The following is a 20,575-nucleotide window of genomic DNA, read 5'->3' as shown; positions in this document are numbered from 1 at the left end:
ATGTCCAAAGGGCAGGACGCCCGAGGTTAAAATGACGGAAACCGGGCCGCGACAACCGCAGCCCGGCGAAAAATCTGATTACACGCGGCGGCGCTTCGGCGGGCGGCAACCATTGTGGGCAATCGGCGTCACGTCACGGATCGACGTGATATTGAAACCGACAGCAGCCAAAGCACGCAGAGCCGATTCACGACCCGAACCGGGGCCTTGCACTTCGACTTCCAGCGTCTTGACGCCGTGCTCTTGTGCTTTTTTACCAGCATCTTCAGCCGCCATCTGAGCTGCATAAGGCGTCGATTTACGCGACCCTTTGAAACCCATGGTTCCAGCCGACGACCACGAAATAGCGTTGCCTTGAACGTCCGAAATCAGGATCTTGGTGTTGTTGAACGAAGAGTTTACGTGAGCAACGCCAGAGGCGATGTTCTTACGCTCTTTCTTCTTTGCACGAGTCTTTTCGCGAGCCATTGGTCAAACCCTCCCTTATTTCTTCTTACCGGCAATGGCCTTTGCGGGGCCTTTGCGTGTACGAGCGTTGGTGTGGGTACGCTGACCGCGCACGGGAAGGTTGCGGCGATGGCGCAGGCCACGATAGGCCCCCAGATCCATCAGACGCTTGATGTTCATTTGCACTTCACGACGCAGGTCACCTTCAACGGTGTAGGTCGCGTCGATGTGCTCGCGGATGGCAAGAACTTCAGCATCCGACAGTTCGTTAACACGACGGGTTTCGTCGATTTTAACGGCTTCGCAGATAGCTTTGGCCGAAGTATGACCAATTCCGGTAATATATGTCAGGGCGATCGGGACCCGCTTATGGGTCGGGATGTTTACGCCGGCGATACGTGCCACGTGTCACTTTCCTTTTCGTTGCGGTTCCGTAATGCCGGAACCTTTTTTCACAACGGAAGCCCGCCGGATTATTCCTGCGGGCCGCGCTGAATTTCTGGTCTGGTGGGATAGGGGAGCGACCCCGAATACACACCGATTCCCGTTAGGGATGGCGTGAACTAATGCGTTTTGGACCGGCGGTCAAGGGCCTGTGTTCGGGTCACCTCGAAGGTTGAAGATCGCAAACGTAAAAGATCTTCATTTCCCTTAGCCCTCCGGCCCCAATCACCCGAATTTCGCCAGGCATTTGGTGTCCTTCGGTGAATGCAAACACCTGAGGCGTAAACTCAATTCCAGACGCACAATAGCCAGTGCGTATGTCAACATTGTTATCTTCCCAAAATCGCGCCGGAAGTGGGTCAAACTCGCAGATGTATTCTATCCCCTCAATGTCATTCGAATGCAGGACATATCCACCATTATCCAAGACGGCGCTTTCATCCAAATCACAATACTCAGGCAAGGTGACGATCATGCCGTCCGCGGTTGCGATGGAAGGCAAAAGGCCAAGGATAATGCCCGCAACAAGGGGTTTTGAAAACATCAACGGCTCCAGTGATTTTGACAAACAGATCACGGGAGCCGAAAGAAAACCAGTATCAGAAGCTCGCTTTGGGTCAAATCAACCGAGGACACCCGCGATCGAAGCCTTCACTTCGTCAATTTCGCCCAGCCCGTTCACCGACCGCAGATCGCCCTTGGCATGGTAGTATCCGATCAGAGGCGACGTCTTCTTGTAATATTCCATCAACCGAGTGCGCAGACTTTCTTCGTTGTCGTCTGCGCGGCGCTTGAAGTCGGTCCCGCCGCAATTCGTACATTTGCCATCCGCGGGGATCGGCTTCGAAACGTCGTTGTAGCCTTCGCCGCAATTGCCGCAGGTCGACCGGGCGGTGATGCGCGCAACCAGCGCTTCATCATCCACGCGCATTTCGATCACGGCATCCAACTTTGTATCGTGCCGGGCTAACAGCTCGCCCAGAGCGTCCGCTTACGCCAGCGTCCGGGGGAAGCCGTCAAAGATGAAGCCTCCTCCGTTGTCGCCTTCCAGCTTCTCCTCGATCAGGCCGATGACGATCTCGTCTGTGACAAGCTCGCCCGCATCCATGATCGCGGCGACCTTCTTGCCCATCTCGGTGCCAGAGGCTTTCGCCTCGCGCAGCATGTCACCCGTTGAGAGCTGGATCATGCCACGCTCCTCAACAAGCAGGCGGGCTTGCGTGCCTTTGCCGGCACCGGGCGGTCCAAGCAGAATGATGTTCATCGACGCGACGGAGCCTTCTTCGAGCGTTTTTTACCGCGCAGCTGCGACTTCTCGATCAAACCCTCATACTGGTGCGCCAGCAGATGCGACTGAACCTGTTGGATCGTGTCCATCGTCACCGACACAACGATCAGAACCGACGTTCCGCCAAAGTAAAACGGAATGGCCAATTGGCTGCGCAGAATCTCGGGCAGCAGACAGACGGCGGCCAGATAGCCCGACCCAAGTACCAACAAACGCACGACGACGTAATCAAGGTACTCGGCCGTTTTCTTGCCAGGGCGGATGCCAGGTACAAAACCGTTCTGGTTTTTCAGGTTGTCGGCGACCTCATCCGTCTTGAACGCCACTTCGCGGGTGTAGAAGAAGGTGAAGAACACGATCATGGCCGTAAAGAACAGCAGATACAGCGGTTGACCTGGCCCGAAATAAGCCAGAATGACCGACATGACCGGACCCGCCTGCCCCGAAGAGAAGGTCGAGATCGTCGTCGGGAGCAGCAGAAGTGCCGAAGCAAAAATAGCCGGGATAACGCCGGCGGGGTTCACCTTGATCGGCAGGTGCGACGAACCACCGTCATAGACTTTCATGCCCACCTGACGGCGGGGATATTGAATGTGGATTTTGCGCAGCGCGCGTTCCATGAATACAACGAAGGCAATTACGGCGACAATCATCACCAGTACACCAATGATCACGGCCGGGCTGATTGCGCCAGACCGGCCTGAAGCCAGGAACTGTGCCAAAGCCGCCGGGATCTCGGCCACGATGCCGACGAAGATGATCAGCGAGATTCCGTTTCCGATCCCGCGTGCAGTGATCTGCTCGCCCAGCCACATCAGGAACATGGTGCCACCGACAAGGGTGATCACGCAGGCAGCAATGAAGAACCCACCGGGGTTGGTAACAAGGTCGCCAGCCTGCAAGCTGTTTGACAGTGCAAACGCCTGTCCCGTAGCCAGCAGAACAGTGCCATAGCGCGTGTATTGGTTGATCTTCTTGCGGCCTTGCTCGCCTTCTTTCTTCAGTTGCTTCAACGGCTCCCACATAGAAGACAGAAGCTGCACGATGATCGAAGCCGAGATATAGGGCATGATACCAAGGGCGAACACACCCATGCGGCTCAGCGCGCCACCGGTGAACATGCCAAGCACGCCCGCGATGCCGGATTGTGCCTGATCCATAAACTCGCGCAGGGCCGTGCCGTCGATTCCCGGAATGGGAATATAGGTGCCAAGGCGGTAAATGATCAGAAGCCCGATCGTGAAGAAAATCCGCTGACGCAGCTCGGTCGCCTTACCAAAGGCGCCCCAGCTCATGTTTGCGGCCATTTGTTCTGCTGCAGATGCCATAAGGCCCCCTCGTCAAGTAAAACACCGCCGGACCGTTCCCGGCTCCGGCGGCGCTTGAAAACATAGCAAGATATGTAAGGGGCAGCGTCGCCCCTCACAAGGTCTTATTCAGCTGCAGCCGGAGCAGCGACGGTCAATTTACCGCCAGCTTTTTCAACAGCTTCAACAGCCGACTTCGACGCACCGGTAACAGTGATTGCGGCTTTGGCGGTAATCTCGCCTTTGGCCAGAACGCGCACACCGTCCAGCTTGCGACGCACCAGACCCGAAGCAACCAACGTGTCTTCGGTTATGTCTTTGGCGTCCAGCTTCTTCTCGTCGATGAATTTCTGGATCAGGCCCAGGTTGATAACAGCGAACTTTTTGCGGTTCGGCTTGTTGAATCCACGCTTGGGCAGACGTTGATAGATGGGCATTTGCCCGCCTTCAAAACCCTTGATGGCAACGCCCGAACGCGATTTCTGACCCTTGATACCGCGACCACCGGTCTTACCCATGCCCGAGCCGGGACCACGACCAACGCGTTTACGGGGTTTGGTTGCGCCAGGATTGTCGCGCAGTTCATTCAATTTCATTTCGCTTCTCCTTGCCGGAACTGACCCACGAAGCGGAAGGGGCCAAACACGGCTTTTCTTGATTTTGATTCTGTGGCGCAACACGCCACCGGGGGCGTATAGACCCTCGTCGCGCTCCGCGCAAGTCTGGCGTCCATCGCGATGCGCTGTTGGCGGACGTTACTTGTTGCAGCCGCGCAGATACTCGGTCCAGGTCGGAACGCAGTCCGAGGTCAGGAAACGATGCGTGGCCGATTGGACGGCGGTAATCACCTCGGCGATGGCATTGGCCAGCGGGGCGACGGGGGTAACGAGGGCGTTCATGTCTGTGGTCCTAAACGGGGGTGATGTGTTCGCGCCCTGATAGGAGGTGTGCGCGGAGGGGACCACAGTTGAATCCGAAACCCCGCGTTGCGGGGAATGCATGGGTTGATGTGAAAGAGTACGCAACAGAGGGCAGTGCCTGACCCTGGATGGACGTAAAGCGCTCAATTAAGTCTGAAGTCCACCATTTTCGCGGCGGAGAGCGTCGGATACATTGCCCATGATCTTAAGCTAATGTCCGTACCCGCGTGGATGCCAGTGAAAGATTTGCATGTAACTGCCCACTACTACGGGAAATTAATATGGCCAACTACAACCATTCCCACATAACTGGAGACATATTCACGTCATCCGAAAGCGCAAGAACGCTGAAGGCATGGCGCCCCTACGACCTCTGTGTTGACCTTTTGTTCGATTTTCAGCACTCCGAAGTAGAACCTCGCTGGGGCCACTGGAAAATCAAATGGGTGGCTGGATTGAGCCTCCTGCGCGCGACCGGGCATGTGCTTGCAAAAATTGATTGTGAAAGCTCTGATGATCGGGCGGCAACAATAGATCGCCGGTGGAAATCATGGAAAGCTGATAAGGACCGGAATTGGGTGTTTTTTGAGTTCATCGAAAAAGAACGAAACAACATTCTCAAAGAATTTGAACTGGGATTTATTCTCGGCCCGTACCTCGAGCCCGAAGAATATGTGGTGGAACCCATTGTCTATCAAAAACTACATAAATTCAGAGAAGCCGTTTACTGGTGGCGACATCAACTTAGAACTCTAGAGACAGAGTTGATAGGTGCTGAATAGAAAACACCCCAGCCATTTCTGACCGGGGTGCTTCAAATCTTCAAGAAAGCGGCTGAACTCAGCCCTTCTCTTCGATGATCTCAACCATGTGCGAGATCGACGAGACCATGCCGCGCACGGCAGGGGTGTCTTCGAGTTCGCGAGTTTTGTGCATCTTGTTCAGACCCAAGCCGATCAACGTTTGGCGCTGTTTGGCGGGGCGGCGGATCGGGGAACCGATCTGCTTGACGACGATGGTTTTAGCCATGGATCAGTCTCCTTACGCGTCTGCAGCTTCGGCGTCTGCCGGAGCTTCAGATTTAGCGCCCAGAATGTCGGCGACTTTCTTGCCGCGACGTTGGGCGATCATGCGGGGGCTGGCCTCTTTGTTCAGGCCGTCGATGGTGGCGCGGATCATGTTGTATGGGTTCTGCGAACCGATCGACTTCGACACGACGTCTTTGATGCCCAGCATTTCGAACACGGCACGCATCGGACCACCAGCAATAATACCAGTACCTTCCGGAGCGGTCCGCATCACCACTTTACCAGCGCCATGACGACCTTCGATGTCGTGGTGCAGGGTGCGGCCTTCGCGCAGCGGCACGCGGATCATTTGACGCTTGGCTTGCTCGGTGGCTTTGCGAATGGCCTCGGGGACCTCTTTCGCTTTACCTTTGCCAAAGCCAACACGGCCTTTTTGGTCGCCAACTACGACAAGAGCGGCGAAACCAAAGCGCTTACCACCCTTCACGGTTTTCGACACACGGTTGATCGCGACCAGACGATCAGCAAATTCCGGAGTTTCGTCGCGGTCGCGACGGTTCCGGCGGTTCTCACGTTCTGCCATCAGGCATTCCTTTCATGGTGGCGCGCTGTGCGCCGTTAGTCTCAATCCTGGTGGGCACGAAATGTACCCCCGGATCATCGGAGGGGCAGCGGATCAGGTCCGACGCCCCTCTCAGTTCACTTAGAACTTCAGGCCACCTTCGCGCGCAGCGTCGGCCAGAGCCTTCACTTTGCCGTGGTACAGGAAGCCGCCGCGGTCGAAATAGCATTCTTCGACGCCAGCTTTCTTGGCACGTTCTGCGATCGCTGCACCCACTTTGCTGGCTGCATCGATGTTGTTTTTGCCAACCACGCCCAAATCCTTCTCCAACGAAGAAGCCGAAGCCAGGGTGACGCCATTCACATCGTCGATCAGCTGTGCGCTGATGTTCTTGTTCGAGCGGTGCACCGACAGGCGCATCTTGCCTACATTGTGCTTGCGCAGGCTGTTCCGGACGCGCAGGCGGCGCTTGAGGAACAGGGTCCGTTTGCTGTTTGCCATCTGTCTGGTCCTTACTTCTTCTTACCTTCCTTGCGGAAGATATACTCGTCTTTGTATTTGATACCCTTGCCTTTATAAGGCTCGGGCTTGCGCCATGCGCGGATATTGGCCGCGACTTGTCCGACGAGTTGTGGATCGATGCCTTCAACGACGATTTCGGTTTGCTTCGGAGCGGTCACGGTGACGCCCTCCGGTGCAACGAAATCAACGTCATGCGACAGGCCGAGGTTCAGTTTCAGGACGTTGCCCTGCATCTGAGCACGATAACCAACACCGTTGATTTCCAGCTCTTTCTTGAAACCGTCGGTGACACCGGTGACCATGTTGGCAACCACTGTGCGGCTCATGCCCCACTGTTGACGGGCGCGCTTGGACTTGCCACGCGGCTCGACGTTAAGTTGGTTGTCTTCAACGGTGATGGTGACATCATCGGTTGCGGTGAAGCTAAGGACGCCTTTCGGGCCCTTTACTTCTACGGTCTGACCCGACTGCGTAACTGTTACGCCAGCGGGCAGCTCGACCGGTTTTTTACCAATACGAGACATTCGAAGGCCTCCTTAGAATACGGTGCAAAGCACTTCGCCACCAACATTCTGGCTGCGAGCGTTTGCATCGGACATGACGCCTTTGGGGGTCGAGACAATCGAAACGCCAAGGCCCTGACGGACCTGCGGGATGTCTTTCACGCCCATATAGACGCGACGGCCAGGGGTCGAAACCCGCTGGAGTTCGCGGATCACCGGAACACCGTCGAAGTATTTGAGGCTGATTTCGAGGGTGGGGTGCCCACGCTCGTCAGTGCCAGTTTCGTAACCGCGGATGTAGCCTTCGTCAGCCAAAACATCCAGAACCCAAGCACGCAGCTTGGAAGCCGGTGTCGAAACAACCGATTTGCCGCGCATTTGCGAGTTGCGGATACGGGTGAGCATATCGCCGATAGGATCGTTCATATCTGTCTCTCCCTTACCAGCTAGATTTCACCAGGCCGGGGATCTGGCCATTCGACCCAAGATCCCGCAGCGCGATCCGCGACACTTTCAGCTTACGATAGTAAGCGTGCGGACGACCGGTCAGCTGGCAACGGTTGTGCAGCCGGGTCGCCGAGCTGTTGCGCGGCAGTTGTGCAAGCTTCAGGCGGGCGGTGAAACGCTCTTCCATCGTCTTGCTTTCGTCGTTTGCGATCTCTTTCAGCGCAGCACGCTTGGCGGCATATTTTTCCACCAGCTTCTGACGCTTCTTCTCGCGTTCGATCATTGCTTTTTTAGCCATGTCTATTCCTTCCCGCGGATCAGCTGTTGAAGGGCATATTGAAGTGCTTCAACATGCTCTTTGCTTCCGCGTCGGTTTTCGCGGTGGTGGCAATCACGATGTCCATGCCCCAGTTCTCATCAACCTTATCAAAGTCGATTTCCGGGAACACGATGTGCTCTTTCAGGCCCATGGCATAGTTGCCACGGCCGTCGAACGAGTTACCCGAAACGCCACGGAAGTCGCGGATACGGGGCATCGCAATAGTGATCAGACGGTCCAGGAATTCATACATCCGGTCGCCGCGCAGGGTTACTTTCGCACCCAGCGGCATGTCCTCGCGGACACGGAAACCAGCGATGGATTTCTTGGCTTTCGTCGTCAATGCCTGTTGACCTGCGATGATCGACAGGTCAGCAACCGCCGACTTGGCTTTCTTCGAATCCTTAACGGCCTCAGCGCCACAACCTATGTTCAGAACGATCTTTTCCAGACGCGGGATCTGCATGTCGTTCTTGTAACCGAACTCCTCTTTCAGGGCGGCACGGATGCTGTCCTTGTAAGCGGCTTTCAGACGGGGGGTGTAGTTTGCAGTATCAAGCATCAGACAGTCTCCCCTGTGGTTTTGGCAAAACGCACTTTCTTGCCGTCTTCCTCGCGGAAGCCGACGCGCGTTGCTTTGCCGTTCTTGTCCAGCAGGGCCAGGTTCGACAGTTGGATCGGCATCGCTTTCGGGATACGGCCACCTTGGCTGTTCTGACTCTGACGGGTGTGGCGGATGGAAACGTTCACACCGTCAACAACAGCTTTTCCGGCTTTGGGATCAACCGAAGTGATCTCGCCTTCTTTGCCTTTGTCTTTACCGGCCAGAACGACAACCTTGTCGCCTTTTCTCAACTTAGCAGCCATCTTACAGCACCTCCGGAGCCAGCGAGATGATCTTCATGAAGTTCTTCGCGCGAAGTTCGCGAACAACCGGGCCGAAGATCCGGGTGCCGATAGGCTCGTTGTTGTTGTTCAGAATAACGGCCGCGTTGCGGTCGAAGCGGATGGCGGTGCCGTCTTCACGACGGACTTCCTTGGCGGTGCGCACGACGACGGCCTTACGGACGTCACCTTTCTTTACGCGACCGCGCGGGATGGCTTCCTTAACCGAGACGACAATAATGTCGCCAACGGATGCGTACTTACGCTTGGAACCACCCAGAACCTTGATGCACTGAACTCGGCGAGCGCCGCTGTTGTCAGCTACATCCAGATTTGTTTGCATCTGGATCATGTGGTTTCTCCCGACCTTTGGGGCGCCGATGCGTGGCGTAACCCCCAGGGTTTCGACTTGTTAAGTCGTCCGGGAAGGCAGAACTTAGCCTTCCAAAACTTCCCAACGTTTGGTTTTCGACTTCGGCGCGCATTCGATGATGCGGACGGTGTCGCCTGCCTTAAAGGCATTCTTTTCGTCGTGAGCGCGATATTTCTTCGACTTACGAACGGTTTTCTGAAGCAGCGGGTGCTTGAAACGGCGTTCAACTGAAACAGTGACGGTTTGTTCGTTGGCGGCCGAGGTGACAACACCTTGCAGGATACGTTTGGGCATTCTTCAGGCTCCTCTTACTCAGCCGCAGCGCGGGCTTGTTCGTTCAATACGGTTTTAACGCGCGCGGCGTCGCGACGTACTGTACGCATACGGGCAGTGTTTTCGATTGCACCAGTTGCCTGCTGGAAACGCAGGTTGAAGGCCTCTTTTTTCAGCTCTGCCAGCTTTTCACGAAGCTGGTCAGGAGACTGATCACGCAGTTCCTTGGCGTTCATTCGCCTATTCCTTTCCTTGCACCAGAGAGCTCTGCCCAGTTTGTAGCAGGTCACCCTATGTCTGGTGGGTGAATGTCAAAACACACGAATCCCGTCGCCGGAATCCATGAGATGTGGCTCTATAGGAGTGTTAGGGGGTGGGGGCAAGGGAAAGTTTCGATTGGCCAGTGAAATTGGCTAACCCGGATAGATCTCGGCGACGGGACTGGACTGTATTGCAGAAGCATGATTGTCGCGCCTAAGGTTCGTCAGCAAGGATGATCAACTTAGAAGGCTAACAATGTCCGAGATAGTGAGCGAGATGAAAAAGGTCGAAAAAGCCGTGGAGCAACGTTTTCGCGAATTAGATAAAAATGATCCCAACTATCTTTACGAATTCCAAGGAATCCGCGCCTACGAAAGCGTCATGACAGATGCCGTTTACCATGAAGGAAATCCCTAGACGATTTTGACCAGTGCTATTGAGGCAAGAACATCATCGCGCTGATTGGCAATCGTCCTAGAACGTCAGGAACGAATAGAAGCCAAGGTGGATAAGACGCTTTGTATATTGCAAGCAGTTTCTGCCACCATCGCAGTTATAGGTGCAATCGGAATAGTCACCTACTTTTCCACATAGTGTGGATGATGGGCGCTTAGCACTGCTCGCCTTTTCCAAACAAATCCGGTACCCCTGCCCCATGCCCAATATATCCTCCCTCTTCGTGACCCGCCTTTACCATGCTCAACTGTCCGAGTTTGACCCGAAGGTCGACCAGGGCGAGCTTTATGACAGCTGCTACTCGATCGCCGAGGATGACGAGGCGGGGCAGGAATGGTGCGAGGCCGAGGGGTATCCTGGTTATACCTCCTACGCATCCCTGACTGACCTGCCGTGGCGGTTCCCGATCTTCAAGGATCTGGTCGAAAGCCTGGACAAGCACGTTGCGGCCTTTGCTGAGGATCTAGAATTCAACCTTGATGGACGCGAATTGGTGCTGGAGGACATCTGGATCAACATCCTGCCGCCCGGCGGCTATCACTCAGCCCATATCCACCCGCATTCCGTGATCTCTGGCACCACCTATCTGGCCCTGCCCGAAGGCGCGGGCGCACTGCGCTATGAAGACCCCCGCCACGCCATGATGATGGCCGCCCCACCTCGCCGCAAAAACGCGCGTGAAGAACTGCAGAGCTTCATCACCAAACGCCCCGCCGAGGGCGACGTGCTGCTGTGGGAAAGCTGGCTGCGTCACGAGGTGATGCAGAACACCGGGGATGAGGAGCGGTTGTCGGTCAGCTTTAACTATAAGTGGGGTGAGTAAGCACGTTTGTCGGAGCCATTCTGCGTAACCAGACCCCGACACGGGCGGAAAGCCGCAATCCGCGCAGGCAAATCAGCGGGTGATATTGTATATCAATCCGGTCTCGCCCAATTTCATCACGATTGGAACCCGCAGGTTGGCTGGCCGTTGTTTAACCCAAGGTCGCGCAAACAATGGACGGAGTGAATGATGAAAACCGCAACAAAAACTGCCTTGGCTCTCGTCTTGGTCCCGCTGATGGCAACGGCCAGCTTTGCCGGTAACGGCAAGGGGCAAGGTCAAGGGAAGGGTCATGCAAAGAACATGGGTGCCTTTGCCAAAGGTTGCCCTCCTGGCCTTGCCAAGAAGAACCCGCCCTGCATCCCGCCCGGACACGTGAAACCGAGGGTTGGCGATTACATCGACGATTACACGTATCGTCGCTTTACCGATTATGACCGCTATCGACTCGACCCCAACTATCGCTATTACCGCGTAGGCGAGATGATTTATCGCGCCGATCCAACCACGTTCAAAGTGCTCGAGGTGATTGGGTTGATGGATGAGTTGTTGCGATAAGCAACTGTAGGCCGAGCTGCGACTGACCAATCTGGCTTTGCGATTTTGTCAGCGCACAAACCAAAACCCCCGCCGATTTCTCGGCGGGGGTTTCTTTTCTTAACCTAGGTCAAAATGCTGAGCGCTTTCGACCTTACCAGTCCTCGCGAACCACGACGCGTGATTTGATCGGCAGCTTCATCGCAGCAAGGCGCAGGGCCTCGCGTGCCACTTCGTCATTGACGCCGTCGATTTCGAACATCACGCGGCCCGGCTTCACTTTGCAGGTCCAACGGTCCACGGAACCTTTACCTTTACCCATACGAACTTCGATGGGCTTGGCGGTGACCGGGGTGTCCGGGAAGATGCGGATCCATACACGACCCTGACGCTTCATGTGACGCGTCATGGCACGACGGGCAGCTTCGATCTGGCGTGCAGTCACACGCTCAGGCTCAGTCGCTTTCAGACCGTAAGAACCGAAGTTCAAGTCAGAGCCGCCTTTGGCCTCACCTTTGATCCGGCCTTTGTGCATCTTGCGGAATTTTGTACGCTTTGGTTGCAGCATATCTCAGCCCTCCTTAACGACGGCCGCCGGCGCCACGGGGCGCGGGACCTTCCTGGAGTTCCGCTTGACGACGATCACGAGCAGCAGGGTCGTGCTCCATGATTTCGCCTTTGAAGATCCAGGTTTTGATGCCGATGATGCCGTAAGGCGTCATTGCTTCGGCGTGGGCGTAGTCGATGTCAGCGCGCAGGGTGTGCAGCGGCACGCGGCCTTCGCGATACCATTCGGTACGGGCGATTTCAGCACCACCAAGACGGCCAGCAACATTCACACGAATGCCAAGAGCACCCATACGCATTGCGTTCTGCACGGCGCGCTTCATGGCACGACGGAAGGACACACGGCGCTCAAGTTGCTGAGCGATCGATTCTGCGACCAATGCGGCATCCAGCTCGGGCTTACGAACTTCAACGATGTTGAGGTGCAGTTCCGAGTCGGTGATCTTGGCGATTTTCTTGCGCAGGGTTTCGATGTCTGCGCCTTTCTTACCAATGATCACACCGGGGCGGGCAGTGTGGATCGTAACGCGGCACTTTTTGTGCGGACGTTCGATGATCACACGGCTGATGCCGGCTTGCTTGCATTCGGTCTTGATGAAGTCACGAATTTTCAGGTCTTCCATAAGAAGATCGCCGTAATCTTTCGTGTCTGCGTACCAGCGGCTGTCCCAGGTGCGGTTGACCTGAAGACGCATGCCAATCGGATTTACCTTCTGACCCATTAGGCTTGCTCCTCAACTTGACGCACCTTGATGGTGAGTTCCGAGAACGGTTTGATGATTTTGCCGAAACGACCACGGGCACGCGGGCGACCGCGTTTCATGGTCAGGTTCTTACCGACATAGGCTTCCGCCACGATCAGTTCATCAACGTCCAGGTTATGGTTGTTCTCGGCGTTGGCGATAGCGGACTGAAGGCATTTCTTCACGTCCTGCGCGATGCGCTTGTTCGAGAAGGTCAGGTCATTCAGAGCCTTGTCGACCTTCTTGCCGCGGATCATGCCAGCAACCAAGTTCAGCTTTTGCGGGGACGTGCGAAGCATGCGAGTTTTCGCCATTGCTTCGTTATCGGCCACGCGGCGGGGATTTTTATCCTTACCCATGGCTTACTTCCTCTTCGCTTTTTTATCAGCCGCGTGACCGTAATAGGTACGGGTCGGCGAATACTCACCGAACTTCTGGCCGATCATGTCTTCCGTCACACTCACCGGAATGTGCTTCTGACCATTGTAAACGCCAAAGGTCAGACCCACGAACTGGGGCAGAATGGTCGAACGACGCGACCAGATCTTGATGACCTCGTTTTTACCCGACTCGCGGGTTTTTTCGGCTTTTTTGAGGACGTAAGCGTCAACAAAAGGGCCTTTCCAGACAGAACGTGCCATATCTTAACGCCCCTTCTTCTTGGCGTGACGCGAGCGGATGATCAGCTTCGACGACGCCTTGTTCTTGTTGCGAGTGCGCGCACCCTTGGTCGGCTTGCCCCACGGGGTCACCGGGTGACGACCACCCGAAGTCCGGCCTTCACCACCACCATGGGGGTGGTCGATCGGGTTCATGACAACACCACGGACGCTTGGGCGGATGCCTTTGTGGCGCATACGACCGGCTTTACCGTAGTTCTGGTTCGAATTATCGGGGTTCGAAACGGCACCTACGGTGGCCATGCATTCCTGACGTACGAGGCGAAGTTCACCCGAGCTCAGACGGATCTGAGCGTAACCGCCGTCACGACCAACAAACTGAGCATATGTGCCGGCTGCACGGGCGATCTGGCCGCCTTTGCCTGGTTTCATCTCGATGTTGTGCACAATGGTTCCGATGGGCATGCCCGAGAAGGGCATCGCGTTACCGGGTTTCACGTCGGCCTTGGCCGATGCAATGATCTGGTCGCCAACAGCCAAGCGCTGCGGGGCCAGGATGTAAGCCTGTTCGCCGTCTTCGTATTTCACGAGCGCGATGAACGCGGTGCGGTTGGGGTCGTATTCGATACGCTCGATCGTTGCGGTAACGTCGAACTTGTTCCGTTTGAAGTCCACGATACGATAGAGACGCTTTGCACCACCACCACGGCGGCGCGACGTGATCCGTCCGGTATTGTTCCGACCACCCGATTTCGTAAGACCCTCTGTCAGGGACTTAACCGGGCGACCTTTCCAAAGCTCCGAACGGTCGATCAGAACCAGCCCACGCTGGCCTGGCGTCGTCGGTTTGTACGACTTGAGTGCCATGCTTTCTGTCTTCCGTTGCTTTGAGGCAGTCACCTGCCTGAGTTACAGGGCCCCGAAGGTCCCCAAATTCCAAATGTCACAAGGCCCCGGAACGAATCCGAGGCCACGCGACCTGCGCGATGTATCAGGGTTGGTGGGGGGTGTCTAGGGGATCGGTTGGGTTTTCGGGTGCATTACCGCCTCACCTCACCATAGTACTTCAACAGATTCCGAAAATATTGGCCGTTCGTTACAAAGCACGCCCTGACACACGACATATATCCAGCCTCACCTGTTAGATGTTCCGCAAAGTCTGCTTCTCAGTAGCTCGATTTTGGCCCAAACACTTTTGCTTTCATTTTGCCAAGCAGACTGCTTGACCACGGAAGCAGAAAGTAGCTTATCAATATAACATTCACCGACACTAAAAATACGGATCGCCACATCGGTGGGAATGTTGTCGGCAGTATTAGGTCTGCAATCATGCCTAGAGCAGCGCCAGCCACAAGAATCCAGAATATCAGGATGAGGACGATTTCAAACTTACTCACCGAAGAAGTGGGGTGCAAAAGCTGGGTGATTTCATCCAAATTCTCGTGTCTTGTGAAACTCTGGGGATGTCGATCGAGATCAGCCAGAAGCGAGCGTCGCTGTTCAGATTCCTCCCATTTTTTAAGGTTCTCTCGAGAATTGAAGGCGAATACATTAACAAGTTCGTAGTTGTCATCATCTTCGACAAGGCTGTTTTGGTCTCCCAGATATCCGGGGTATTCACCGGCAGCCTTCTGCAATTGACCTAGTGAAAGCATAATCTCTTCTTTTTGTTCGAACTGAAACCGCCTGACAATGATCGAAAGCACCGGTTTTGCTAGCTTGGCCATTGTCTAGTTCCCTCGTTCAGGCAGAGATGATGTGTGAATGTTTCTTTGTTGAGGTTTCAGTGCCTCGTACAATATACGTTGATCATGCATCAAGTGTGGCACAACAACCCCCTTCCCCTCTGCCGCAAAATCCCCCATCCTCCCCAAAAGCAGTCTATGGGGACATTTGTGATGAAGAAGTTGGGTATTCTAACAGGCGCGGTTGTGATTTCACTGTCGGCCTGCGTCAGTCCAGAAGGTGCCAGCGGTGGGGCGGACACACGGTCGTTTGGATCAGTGCCAGAAAACGTGCGCGCGATTGCGGCGCCGGGGCAAGACCTTAGCGATGTGCGGCTCAACAACGCGGACGGATGTTTTGTCTATCGCTATCAAGGCCCGGTCGAGACAACCTATCTGCCGCTCAGAAACCGCAAGGGTCAGCCAATCTGCGCCAAGCGTGAAGAGACACCCGCTGCCTAACGTCCAGACGGCGTGCCTTAGCTGCGCGCCGTGATGCTTTCGGCGGGGTAAAGATGCGCGGTCACACCGGTCTCAACCTGATCATACAGCCCGATGATATGCGCCATCACCATACGCACACAGCCCGAACTTGCGCGACCACCGATGGATCGTGGAGCAGGTGAACCGTGGATGCGTAGATAGGTGTCGCGATTGCCTTTATAAAGATAGAATGCCCGCGACCCCAACGGATTGCGTGGGCCACCATCCATACCATCTTCAAGTGGGCCATAGACCTTCGGATCGCGTTTCACCATTTCTTTGGTCGGAATCCAGGTTGGCCATTTGGCTTTGCGACGGATCGTGTAAGTGCCCGGCTCGTACAAATTACCGCGTGCAATCGCCACACCGTAACGCATCGCGGTGCCGTTATCCCGGATGTGATAAAGATAGCGCGCAACTGCATCGACGTGAATGTCACCCGGCTTCAGCCCAGAATTCGCTTGCACCAGTTTCGGCAGGAAACGCGGGTGCAACCCCCACGGATTTGACGTTGCCGGATCGTAGTTTGCCGGCGTCACTTGCGCGTCATACGCCGCCCATCTTGAACTATCTGACACCGGACGTCGTTTGGTTTTCGTCGGTGCAGGCGCGGCAGTCGGCGTAGGCGTCGCGTCCTGTGCCCAGACAGGCGTAGCAATCGGCGCCGAGAACATCGCGGCAGACGTGATAACAAAATGGCGTCGGGTCAACATTAGTACAAACCTCATTTCCAGATGAGCAGATCATCGAACCGCTCTAACTTATTCAAATCGGCGCAAATCGCGAGTCAAAATACTGTGTGGGGTGCAAAGGGAAAGCTATGCGTGACCTGATGTCCCCAATGGAAGGGTAGCGGACAACGAAAAGCCTGATGGTTTTTTGTGCCACTCAGAGAAAGTCGGACAGTACTTCCAAAACCTGCTCAGGCGATTCTAGCTGCGGCAAATGGCCGATGCCACTCATGATCTGCAGACGTTCCTGGCCGATCAAACTGTAAAGCTCAATGCCACGTTCTACGGGAATCCAGGGATCATCTTCACCCCAGATGATTTTCACAGGACATCGAATTTCGCCAAACATCGGTTCAACTTCGGCCGTATATTTTTCATCTGCCTGTGCAAACTGCCGATAGAAGCTTTTGGCGCCTTCTTCTGTGAGCCAGGGCGCTACAAGATTACCAGTGTCCTTTTTCGATATTTCACGGATTAGCGCGCCACATATATATGCTTCGACAATAGCTTTGTGGATATGAGGCGGCAGCCCTTCAAATGCTTCAACATGCCGTCCGACATGGTCGAAAAAATCCGACCCCCAAGGTCGCATTGCAACGACGTTCATAAGGACATAGCGATGAAATTCACATCCATGAAGAAGGTGCGCCCGTAGGGTCGTTGCTCCACCAAAATCGTGCGCAATGACCGTTGGCTCTTCCAAGCCCCAATGAGCAAGCATCTCTGCAAAGACCTTACCTTGGACATCCAAAGAAGTACGTTGACTGCCTCGTTTCTCTGACTGGCCATATCCGGGCATATCATACCAGTGCACGGTGTATCGTTCTGAGAGCCGCGGGATTACCCGATGCCAGGAATAGGACGACCATGGCCACCCATGTGCCAAGACCAATGCCGGTCCCTGTCCGGCTTTTCCAGCTGCCACCCTTCCTGCAGACGTGCAGTGTTCTTCAGTTAAGCCCCACTCTGGCATTCTCTTTAGTTCCTGCTCGGTTTATCTGATCGCATCACGCTAAACATGATGCCTGAGTTTGTCCAAGTGAAGTCTCGGTTTCGGAAATAGGATCCTGCAGACTTTATCCCACAAAGAAAAAGCCCCCACCTTTCGGCAGGGGCTTTTCTGTTTCTCAATTCAACTTAGCGATCAGAGACCGGTGGTCACGTCGATCGTGTTGCCTTCTTCCAAGGTCACATAGGCTTTCTTGACGTCTTTGCGCTTGCCCAACTGGCCGCGGAAGCGTTTGACTTTACCCTTGGTGATCGAGGTGTTGACGGCTTTCACCTTCACACCGAACAGGGTTTCAACAGCTTCTTTGATCTGCGGCTTGTTAGCGTCCATCGAGACTTCGAAAACAACAGCACCGTTTTCGGATGCCATGGTTGCTTTTTCAGTGATGAGCGGCTTGCGGATCACGTCGTAGAGTGCAGCTTTATCGGTCATTTCAGGCGAGCCTCCAGAGCTTCGACACCTGCTTTGGTGAGCACAAGCGTGTCACGTTTCAGGATGTCATAGACGTTGGCGCCCATCGACGGCAGGATATCCAGCCCGTCGATGTTACGAGCCGCCATAGCGAACTTTTCGTTCACTTCAGCGCCGTCGATAACCAGAGCGCGTTTCCAGCCCAGATCCTTCACCGCTTTGGCCAGTACGGCAGTTTTGCCGTCAGCATCTGCGGTGTCGATCACAACCAGTTCGCCAGCTTGCGCTTTGGCGGACAGGGCGTGTTTCAGACCCAGTTTGCGGAATTTCTTGGTCAGGTCGTGGCCGTGCGAACGCGGTGTCGGACCTTTGTAGATACCACCTTTACGGAAGATCGGCGCGTTACGGTCACCGTGACGTGCGCCACCGGTGCCTTTTTGGCGATAGATCTTCTTGGTCGAATAGCTGGTTTCCGAACGCGTCTTTACCTTGTGGGTGCCAGCCTGCGCATTGTTGCGCTGCCAACGGACCACACGGTGCAGAATATCTGCGCGCGGCTCAAGACCGAACAGGGCCTCGTCCAGATCAACCGAACCGGCTTTTTTGCCGTCAAGTTTGATTACGTCAAGTTTCATGCTTCACCACCTTCCGCAGGTGCTTCTTCCGCAGGTGCTTTAGTTGCAGCAGTTGCAGCCGATTTCAGCGCCGCCGGGAACGGAACGTTCTCTGGCAGTTTTTTCTTCACGGCATCCTTCACGGTGACCCAGCCACCTTTCGAGCCGGGAACAGCGCCCTTGATAAACACCAGGCCACGATCGGCATCGGTCTTCACAACTTCTAGATTCTGTGTGGTCACGCGGACCGAACCCATGTGGCCGGCCATCTTCTTGCCTTTGAACACGCGGCCCGGGTCTTGACACTGACCGGTCGAACCGTGCGAACGGTGGCTGATCGACACACCGTGCGTGGCACGCAGACCGCCGAAGTTGTGGCGCTTCATGGCGCCGGCAAAGCCTTTACCAATGGACGTACCCGCAACGTCGACCTTCTGACCTTCCACATAATGCTCGGCCGAAATCTCTTCACCAACGGCGATCAGGTTGTCAGCGTCAACGCGGAACTCCACCAGCTTACGCTTGGGGGCCACGCCCGCCTTGGCGAAGTAGCCGCGCATCGGCTTCGAGGTGCGTTTTGCCTTGGCGTCACCGGCACCCAGTTGAACAGCGGTATACCCGTCCTGTTCCGCGGTGCGGTTGGCCACAACTTGCAAGTTGTCCAGTTGAAGAACGGTCACAGGGATCTGCTTGCCGTCTTCCATGAAAAGCCGGGTCATGCCGACTTTCTTTGCGATAATTCCAGAGCGCATCTGTGATACCCTCCTTAGACCGAGATCTGGACGTCAACACCAGCAGCCAGATCGAGCTTCATCAGCGCGTCCACGGTCTGCGGGGTCGGGTCAACGATGTCGAGCAGACGCTTGTGCGTGCGGATCTCGAACTGATCGCGGGATTTTTTATCAACGTGGGGGCCACGAAGAACAGTAAACTTCTCGATTTTGTTCGGCAGCGGGATGGGGCCGCGAACGTTTGCACCGGTCCGTTTGGCAGTGTTGACGATCTCTTGTGTGGAGGCATCCAGCACGCGATAGTCAAACGCCTTCAGACGGATACGAATGTTTTGACTTGTCATAGCATTCGCCCTTTCAGGCAGAGAGTTGATAGGACGACAGGAAGCTCATTCCCCCTGCCCTCGTCGAACCCCGAGGAAAAACGAAAAGCGGGACCGAATCCCGCCAACGCCGCTTTCCCCAGCGAACTCGCGCGTCTTACAGGGGTTGGATCAGTGTGGCAAGGGGCAATGCCAATATTCGGTCATTCAACGCTGCATCCATCAGACTACGACCATTCAACTTCTTCTTTAATGGAACCAATGTGCCGGGTTCACGTTGTGACAGTGAAAGGCGCCGATGGTGCCTCGTCACAGCAAAGGAGTAATCCGATGATGAATTTCAAGACCATAACCGCTGGCCTGATGGCCGCAACCATGCTGAGCACCGCCGCGTTCGCAGATATGACCATGGTGAAAGAGGTCGAGGTTGAAGTGGAGCTGGAGGACTTGGCCAACGCCAAGGCTGCTCAACACTGGAACATGATTTCGGACGATCTGGAAAACGCGATTGTCGAGCGTTTGGTGGGCCGGACTGACGATGAAGGCGTGCGTGTCAGCATCGACATAGATGAGGTCGAGCTAGCCAGCACGCTACAATCTGCTGCCGGGGTTGCCGATTCATCCCTGTCGGGCACCGTAAAGATCCTTAGCCCGAACGATAATTCCAAGTTCGAAACCTATGATCTGTCGGTGACGTTCGATCAGGCCATCCTGTTCCTGCCCGAAGATTTTGACGTGACGGCCCTGACCACGGACAGCAAGGAATATTATGATGGTATAATTGCCGCGTTCGCAGATCATGTTGTCAAACGTCTGGATGGGTAACTTCACGATCCGTCAATCACACCGCGTAACACAGTCGCAAAAGGGCGCCCTCTGGGCGCCCTTTCGTTATCTTCTGTCGATCAGGCTCTCGGCAGATTTGGCGTCGCCGCCAAATCGCCTGTCGCTGTCAGAACGCTGGGCTTTCTTACTCGATGATCTTCGACACGTGTTTGATTGTGCGTCTCGGGATCATCTCTCGGCGTGACACAAAAAGGGCGTCCCTCTGGACGCCCTTTCCGGTCAAGCATCGGAGATTCGATTACTCGATGATCTTCGACACAACGCCCGAACCAACGGTGCGGCCGCCTTCGCGGATGGCGAAGCGCAGCTTCTCTTCCATCGCGATCGGAGCGATCAGTTCAACATTGAACTTCAGGTTGTCGCCCGGCATCACCATCT

35 protein-coding genes and 2 pseudogenes are annotated in these 20,575 nt (G+C 55.2%); 6 read left to right on the top strand and 31 right to left on the bottom strand.

Annotation, left to right across the window (positions count from 1 at the left end; genetic code table 11):
- Positions 1-78: 78 nt before the first annotated feature.
- The 7 genes and pseudogenes from rpsK to MWU51_RS00155 all read right to left on the bottom strand — a co-directional run bounded on the left by rpsK (position 79) and on the right by MWU51_RS00155 (position 4,385).
- On the bottom strand, positions 79-468 hold the full coding sequence (rpsK, locus tag MWU51_RS00185) for a 30S ribosomal protein S11 (RefSeq protein WP_247032941.1): 390 nt from the start codon (positions 466-468) through the stop codon (positions 79-81).
- Between the two features lie 15 nt (positions 469-483).
- The gene (gene rpsM / locus MWU51_RS00180) at positions 484-852 is read right to left on the bottom strand and encodes a 30S ribosomal protein S13 (RefSeq protein ID WP_247032940.1); all 369 of its coding nucleotides are present in this window, start codon (positions 850-852) and stop codon (positions 484-486) included.
- A 199-nt stretch (positions 853-1,051) separates the two neighbouring features.
- Complete coding sequence (locus MWU51_RS00175; protein ID WP_247032939.1) at positions 1,052-1,435, bottom strand: hypothetical protein; 384 nt, start codon at positions 1,433-1,435, stop codon at positions 1,052-1,054.
- A gap of 78 nt (positions 1,436-1,513) precedes the next feature.
- Positions 1,514-2,155 (bottom strand): annotated as a pseudogene (locus MWU51_RS00170) (adenylate kinase).
- Entirely contained in the window at positions 2,152-3,507 is a 1,356-nt protein-coding gene (gene secY / locus MWU51_RS00165) for a preprotein translocase subunit SecY (protein WP_247032938.1), read from the bottom strand. Before secY ends, MWU51_RS00170 begins: the two are co-directional and overlap by 4 nt.
- A 104-nt stretch (positions 3,508-3,611) precedes the next feature.
- Positions 3,612-4,082, bottom strand: coding sequence for a 50S ribosomal protein L15 (gene rplO / locus MWU51_RS00160; RefSeq protein WP_247032937.1), 471 nt, complete (start codon positions 4,080-4,082; stop codon positions 3,612-3,614).
- A gap of 159 nt (positions 4,083-4,241) precedes the next feature.
- Positions 4,242-4,385 (bottom strand): hypothetical protein, encoded by a 144-nt coding sequence (locus MWU51_RS00155; protein ID WP_247032935.1) that lies wholly within the window; start codon positions 4,383-4,385, stop codon positions 4,242-4,244.
- 302 nt (positions 4,386-4,687) lie between these two features.
- Here MWU51_RS00155 and MWU51_RS00150 point away from each other — a divergent pair, with 302 nt between their 5' ends.
- Entirely contained in the window at positions 4,688-5,188 is a 501-nt protein-coding gene (locus MWU51_RS00150) for a hypothetical protein (protein ID WP_247032934.1), read from the top strand.
- Between the two features lie 58 nt (positions 5,189-5,246).
- Here the strand turns inward: MWU51_RS00150 and rpmD are convergent, their stop codons facing one another.
- The 11 genes from rpmD to rpmC form a co-directional block, all read right to left on the bottom strand.
- Positions 5,247-5,435: a 50S ribosomal protein L30 gene (gene rpmD / locus MWU51_RS00145; RefSeq protein WP_247032933.1), complete on the bottom strand. Its 189-nt coding sequence runs from the start codon at positions 5,433-5,435 to the stop codon at positions 5,247-5,249.
- Between the two features lie 12 nt (positions 5,436-5,447).
- Entirely contained in the window at positions 5,448-6,017 is a 570-nt protein-coding gene (rpsE, locus tag MWU51_RS00140; RefSeq protein ID WP_247032932.1) for a 30S ribosomal protein S5, read from the bottom strand.
- Positions 6,018-6,137: 120 nt separating this feature from the next.
- A complete protein-coding gene (rplR, locus tag MWU51_RS00135; protein ID WP_247032927.1) occupies positions 6,138-6,497 on the bottom strand; it encodes a 50S ribosomal protein L18 in 360 nt (119 codons plus the stop codon).
- 11 nt (positions 6,498-6,508) lie between these two features.
- Positions 6,509-7,042: a 50S ribosomal protein L6 gene (gene rplF / locus MWU51_RS00130; protein ID WP_247032925.1), complete on the bottom strand. Its 534-nt coding sequence runs from the start codon at positions 7,040-7,042 to the stop codon at positions 6,509-6,511.
- A gap of 12 nt (positions 7,043-7,054) precedes the next feature.
- Positions 7,055-7,447 carry a 30S ribosomal protein S8 gene (gene rpsH / locus MWU51_RS00125; protein WP_247032923.1) on the bottom strand — a complete coding sequence of 131 codons (393 nt, stop codon included), beginning with the start codon at positions 7,445-7,447 and terminating at the stop codon, positions 7,055-7,057.
- A gap of 13 nt (positions 7,448-7,460) precedes the next feature.
- Complete coding sequence (gene rpsN / locus MWU51_RS00120) at positions 7,461-7,766, bottom strand: 30S ribosomal protein S14 (protein ID WP_247032921.1); 306 nt, start codon at positions 7,764-7,766, stop codon at positions 7,461-7,463.
- Between the two features lie 19 nt (positions 7,767-7,785).
- Positions 7,786-8,349 carry a 50S ribosomal protein L5 gene (rplE, locus tag MWU51_RS00115; protein ID WP_247032918.1) on the bottom strand — a complete coding sequence of 188 codons (564 nt, stop codon included), beginning with the start codon at positions 8,347-8,349 and terminating at the stop codon, positions 7,786-7,788.
- Complete coding sequence (rplX, locus tag MWU51_RS00110) at positions 8,349-8,654, bottom strand: 50S ribosomal protein L24 (protein WP_247032916.1); 306 nt, start codon at positions 8,652-8,654, stop codon at positions 8,349-8,351. Before rplX ends, rplE begins: the two co-directional genes overlap by 1 nt.
- 1 nt (position 8,655) lies before the next feature.
- Entirely contained in the window at positions 8,656-9,024 is a 369-nt protein-coding gene (rplN, locus tag MWU51_RS00105) for a 50S ribosomal protein L14 (RefSeq protein WP_011567679.1), read from the bottom strand.
- An 84-nt stretch (positions 9,025-9,108) separates the two neighbouring features.
- On the bottom strand, positions 9,109-9,339 hold the full coding sequence (gene rpsQ, locus MWU51_RS00100; protein WP_091428159.1) for a 30S ribosomal protein S17: 231 nt from the start codon (positions 9,337-9,339) through the stop codon (positions 9,109-9,111).
- 14 nt (positions 9,340-9,353) lie between these two features.
- On the bottom strand, positions 9,354-9,554 hold the full coding sequence (gene rpmC, locus MWU51_RS00095; protein WP_247032914.1) for a 50S ribosomal protein L29: 201 nt from the start codon (positions 9,552-9,554) through the stop codon (positions 9,354-9,356).
- A gap of 280 nt (positions 9,555-9,834) precedes the next feature.
- Here rpmC and MWU51_RS00090 point away from each other — a divergent pair, with 280 nt between their 5' ends.
- The 3 genes from MWU51_RS00090 to MWU51_RS00080 all read left to right on the top strand — a co-directional run bounded on the left by MWU51_RS00090 (position 9,835) and on the right by MWU51_RS00080 (position 11,416).
- Positions 9,835-9,996 carry a hypothetical protein gene (locus tag MWU51_RS00090; protein ID WP_247032906.1) on the top strand — a complete coding sequence of 54 codons (162 nt, stop codon included), beginning with the start codon at positions 9,835-9,837 and terminating at the stop codon, positions 9,994-9,996.
- Positions 9,997-10,234: 238 nt separating this feature from the next.
- Entirely contained in the window at positions 10,235-10,858 is a 624-nt protein-coding gene (locus MWU51_RS00085) for a TIGR02466 family protein (RefSeq protein ID WP_247032905.1), read from the top strand.
- Positions 10,859-11,047: 189 nt separating this feature from the next.
- Positions 11,048-11,416, top strand: coding sequence for a hypothetical protein (locus MWU51_RS00080; RefSeq protein WP_247032904.1), 369 nt, complete (start codon positions 11,048-11,050; stop codon positions 11,414-11,416).
- A gap of 133 nt (positions 11,417-11,549) precedes the next feature.
- Here the strand turns inward: MWU51_RS00080 and rplP are convergent, their stop codons facing one another.
- The 6 genes from rplP to MWU51_RS00050 all read right to left on the bottom strand — a co-directional run bounded on the left by rplP (position 11,550) and on the right by MWU51_RS00050 (position 15,052).
- Entirely contained in the window at positions 11,550-11,963 is a 414-nt protein-coding gene (rplP, locus tag MWU51_RS00075; protein WP_247032902.1) for a 50S ribosomal protein L16, read from the bottom strand.
- 13 nt (positions 11,964-11,976) lie between these two features.
- Positions 11,977-12,684, bottom strand: a complete 708-nt coding sequence (gene rpsC, locus MWU51_RS00070; RefSeq protein ID WP_247032901.1) for a 30S ribosomal protein S3 — start codon at positions 12,682-12,684, stop codon at positions 11,977-11,979.
- The gene (gene rplV / locus MWU51_RS00065; protein WP_191287448.1) at positions 12,684-13,064 is read right to left on the bottom strand and encodes a 50S ribosomal protein L22; all 381 of its coding nucleotides are present in this window, start codon (positions 13,062-13,064) and stop codon (positions 12,684-12,686) included. The genes rpsC and rplV overlap by 1 nt, the downstream gene beginning before the upstream one ends.
- Before the next feature lie 3 nt (positions 13,065-13,067).
- Entirely contained in the window at positions 13,068-13,346 is a 279-nt protein-coding gene (rpsS, locus tag MWU51_RS00060) for a 30S ribosomal protein S19 (protein ID WP_191287449.1), read from the bottom strand.
- A 3-nt stretch (positions 13,347-13,349) separates the two neighbouring features.
- Positions 13,350-14,192, bottom strand: coding sequence for a 50S ribosomal protein L2 (gene rplB, locus MWU51_RS00055; protein WP_247032900.1), 843 nt, complete (start codon positions 14,190-14,192; stop codon positions 13,350-13,352).
- Between the two features lie 299 nt (positions 14,193-14,491).
- Positions 14,492-15,052: a hypothetical protein gene (locus tag MWU51_RS00050; protein WP_247032899.1), complete on the bottom strand. Its 561-nt coding sequence runs from the start codon at positions 15,050-15,052 to the stop codon at positions 14,492-14,494.
- 171 nt (positions 15,053-15,223) lie between these two features.
- On the opposite strand from MWU51_RS00050, the gene MWU51_RS00045 reads away from it, so the two are divergent.
- The gene (locus MWU51_RS00045) at positions 15,224-15,511 is read left to right on the top strand and encodes a hypothetical protein (RefSeq protein WP_247038615.1); all 288 of its coding nucleotides are present in this window, start codon (positions 15,224-15,226) and stop codon (positions 15,509-15,511) included.
- A 17-nt stretch (positions 15,512-15,528) separates the two neighbouring features.
- On the opposite strand, the gene MWU51_RS00040 is transcribed toward MWU51_RS00045, so the two are convergent.
- The 6 genes from MWU51_RS00040 to rpsJ form a co-directional block, all read right to left on the bottom strand.
- On the bottom strand, positions 15,529-16,245 hold the full coding sequence (locus tag MWU51_RS00040; protein WP_247032898.1) for a L,D-transpeptidase: 717 nt from the start codon (positions 16,243-16,245) through the stop codon (positions 15,529-15,531).
- A gap of 175 nt (positions 16,246-16,420) precedes the next feature.
- The gene (locus tag MWU51_RS00035; RefSeq protein WP_247032897.1) at positions 16,421-17,236 is read right to left on the bottom strand and encodes an alpha/beta hydrolase; all 816 of its coding nucleotides are present in this window, start codon (positions 17,234-17,236) and stop codon (positions 16,421-16,423) included.
- Positions 17,237-17,407: 171 nt separating this feature from the next.
- Complete coding sequence (locus MWU51_RS00030) at positions 17,408-17,704, bottom strand: 50S ribosomal protein L23 (protein ID WP_191285953.1); 297 nt, start codon at positions 17,702-17,704, stop codon at positions 17,408-17,410.
- On the bottom strand, positions 17,701-18,318 hold the full coding sequence (gene rplD, locus MWU51_RS00025) for a 50S ribosomal protein L4 (RefSeq protein WP_247032896.1): 618 nt from the start codon (positions 18,316-18,318) through the stop codon (positions 17,701-17,703). Before rplD ends, MWU51_RS00030 begins: the two co-directional genes overlap by 4 nt.
- Entirely contained in the window at positions 18,315-19,049 is a 735-nt protein-coding gene (rplC, locus tag MWU51_RS00020; protein ID WP_247032894.1) for a 50S ribosomal protein L3, read from the bottom strand. The genes rplD and rplC overlap by 4 nt, the downstream gene beginning before the upstream one ends.
- A gap of 14 nt (positions 19,050-19,063) precedes the next feature.
- Positions 19,064-19,372 carry a 30S ribosomal protein S10 gene (gene rpsJ / locus MWU51_RS00015; protein WP_091428130.1) on the bottom strand — a complete coding sequence of 103 codons (309 nt, stop codon included), beginning with the start codon at positions 19,370-19,372 and terminating at the stop codon, positions 19,064-19,066.
- A gap of 309 nt (positions 19,373-19,681) precedes the next feature.
- On the opposite strand from rpsJ, the gene MWU51_RS00010 reads away from it, so the two are divergent.
- A complete protein-coding gene (locus MWU51_RS00010; RefSeq protein WP_247032892.1) occupies positions 19,682-20,176 on the top strand; it encodes a hypothetical protein in 495 nt (164 codons plus the stop codon).
- A 259-nt stretch (positions 20,177-20,435) separates the two neighbouring features.
- Here MWU51_RS00010 and tuf read toward each other — a convergent pair.
- Positions 20,436-20,575: pseudogene (gene tuf, locus MWU51_RS00005) on the bottom strand (elongation factor Tu); the annotation flags it as partial.

This window comes from Aliiroseovarius sp. F47248L (genome assembly GCF_023016085.1).
Lineage (GTDB): Bacteria > Pseudomonadota > Alphaproteobacteria > Rhodobacterales > Rhodobacteraceae > Aliiroseovarius.
Note: the sequence above shows the minus strand (reverse complement) of the source record. Positions and strands in the feature narration are given on the sequence as shown.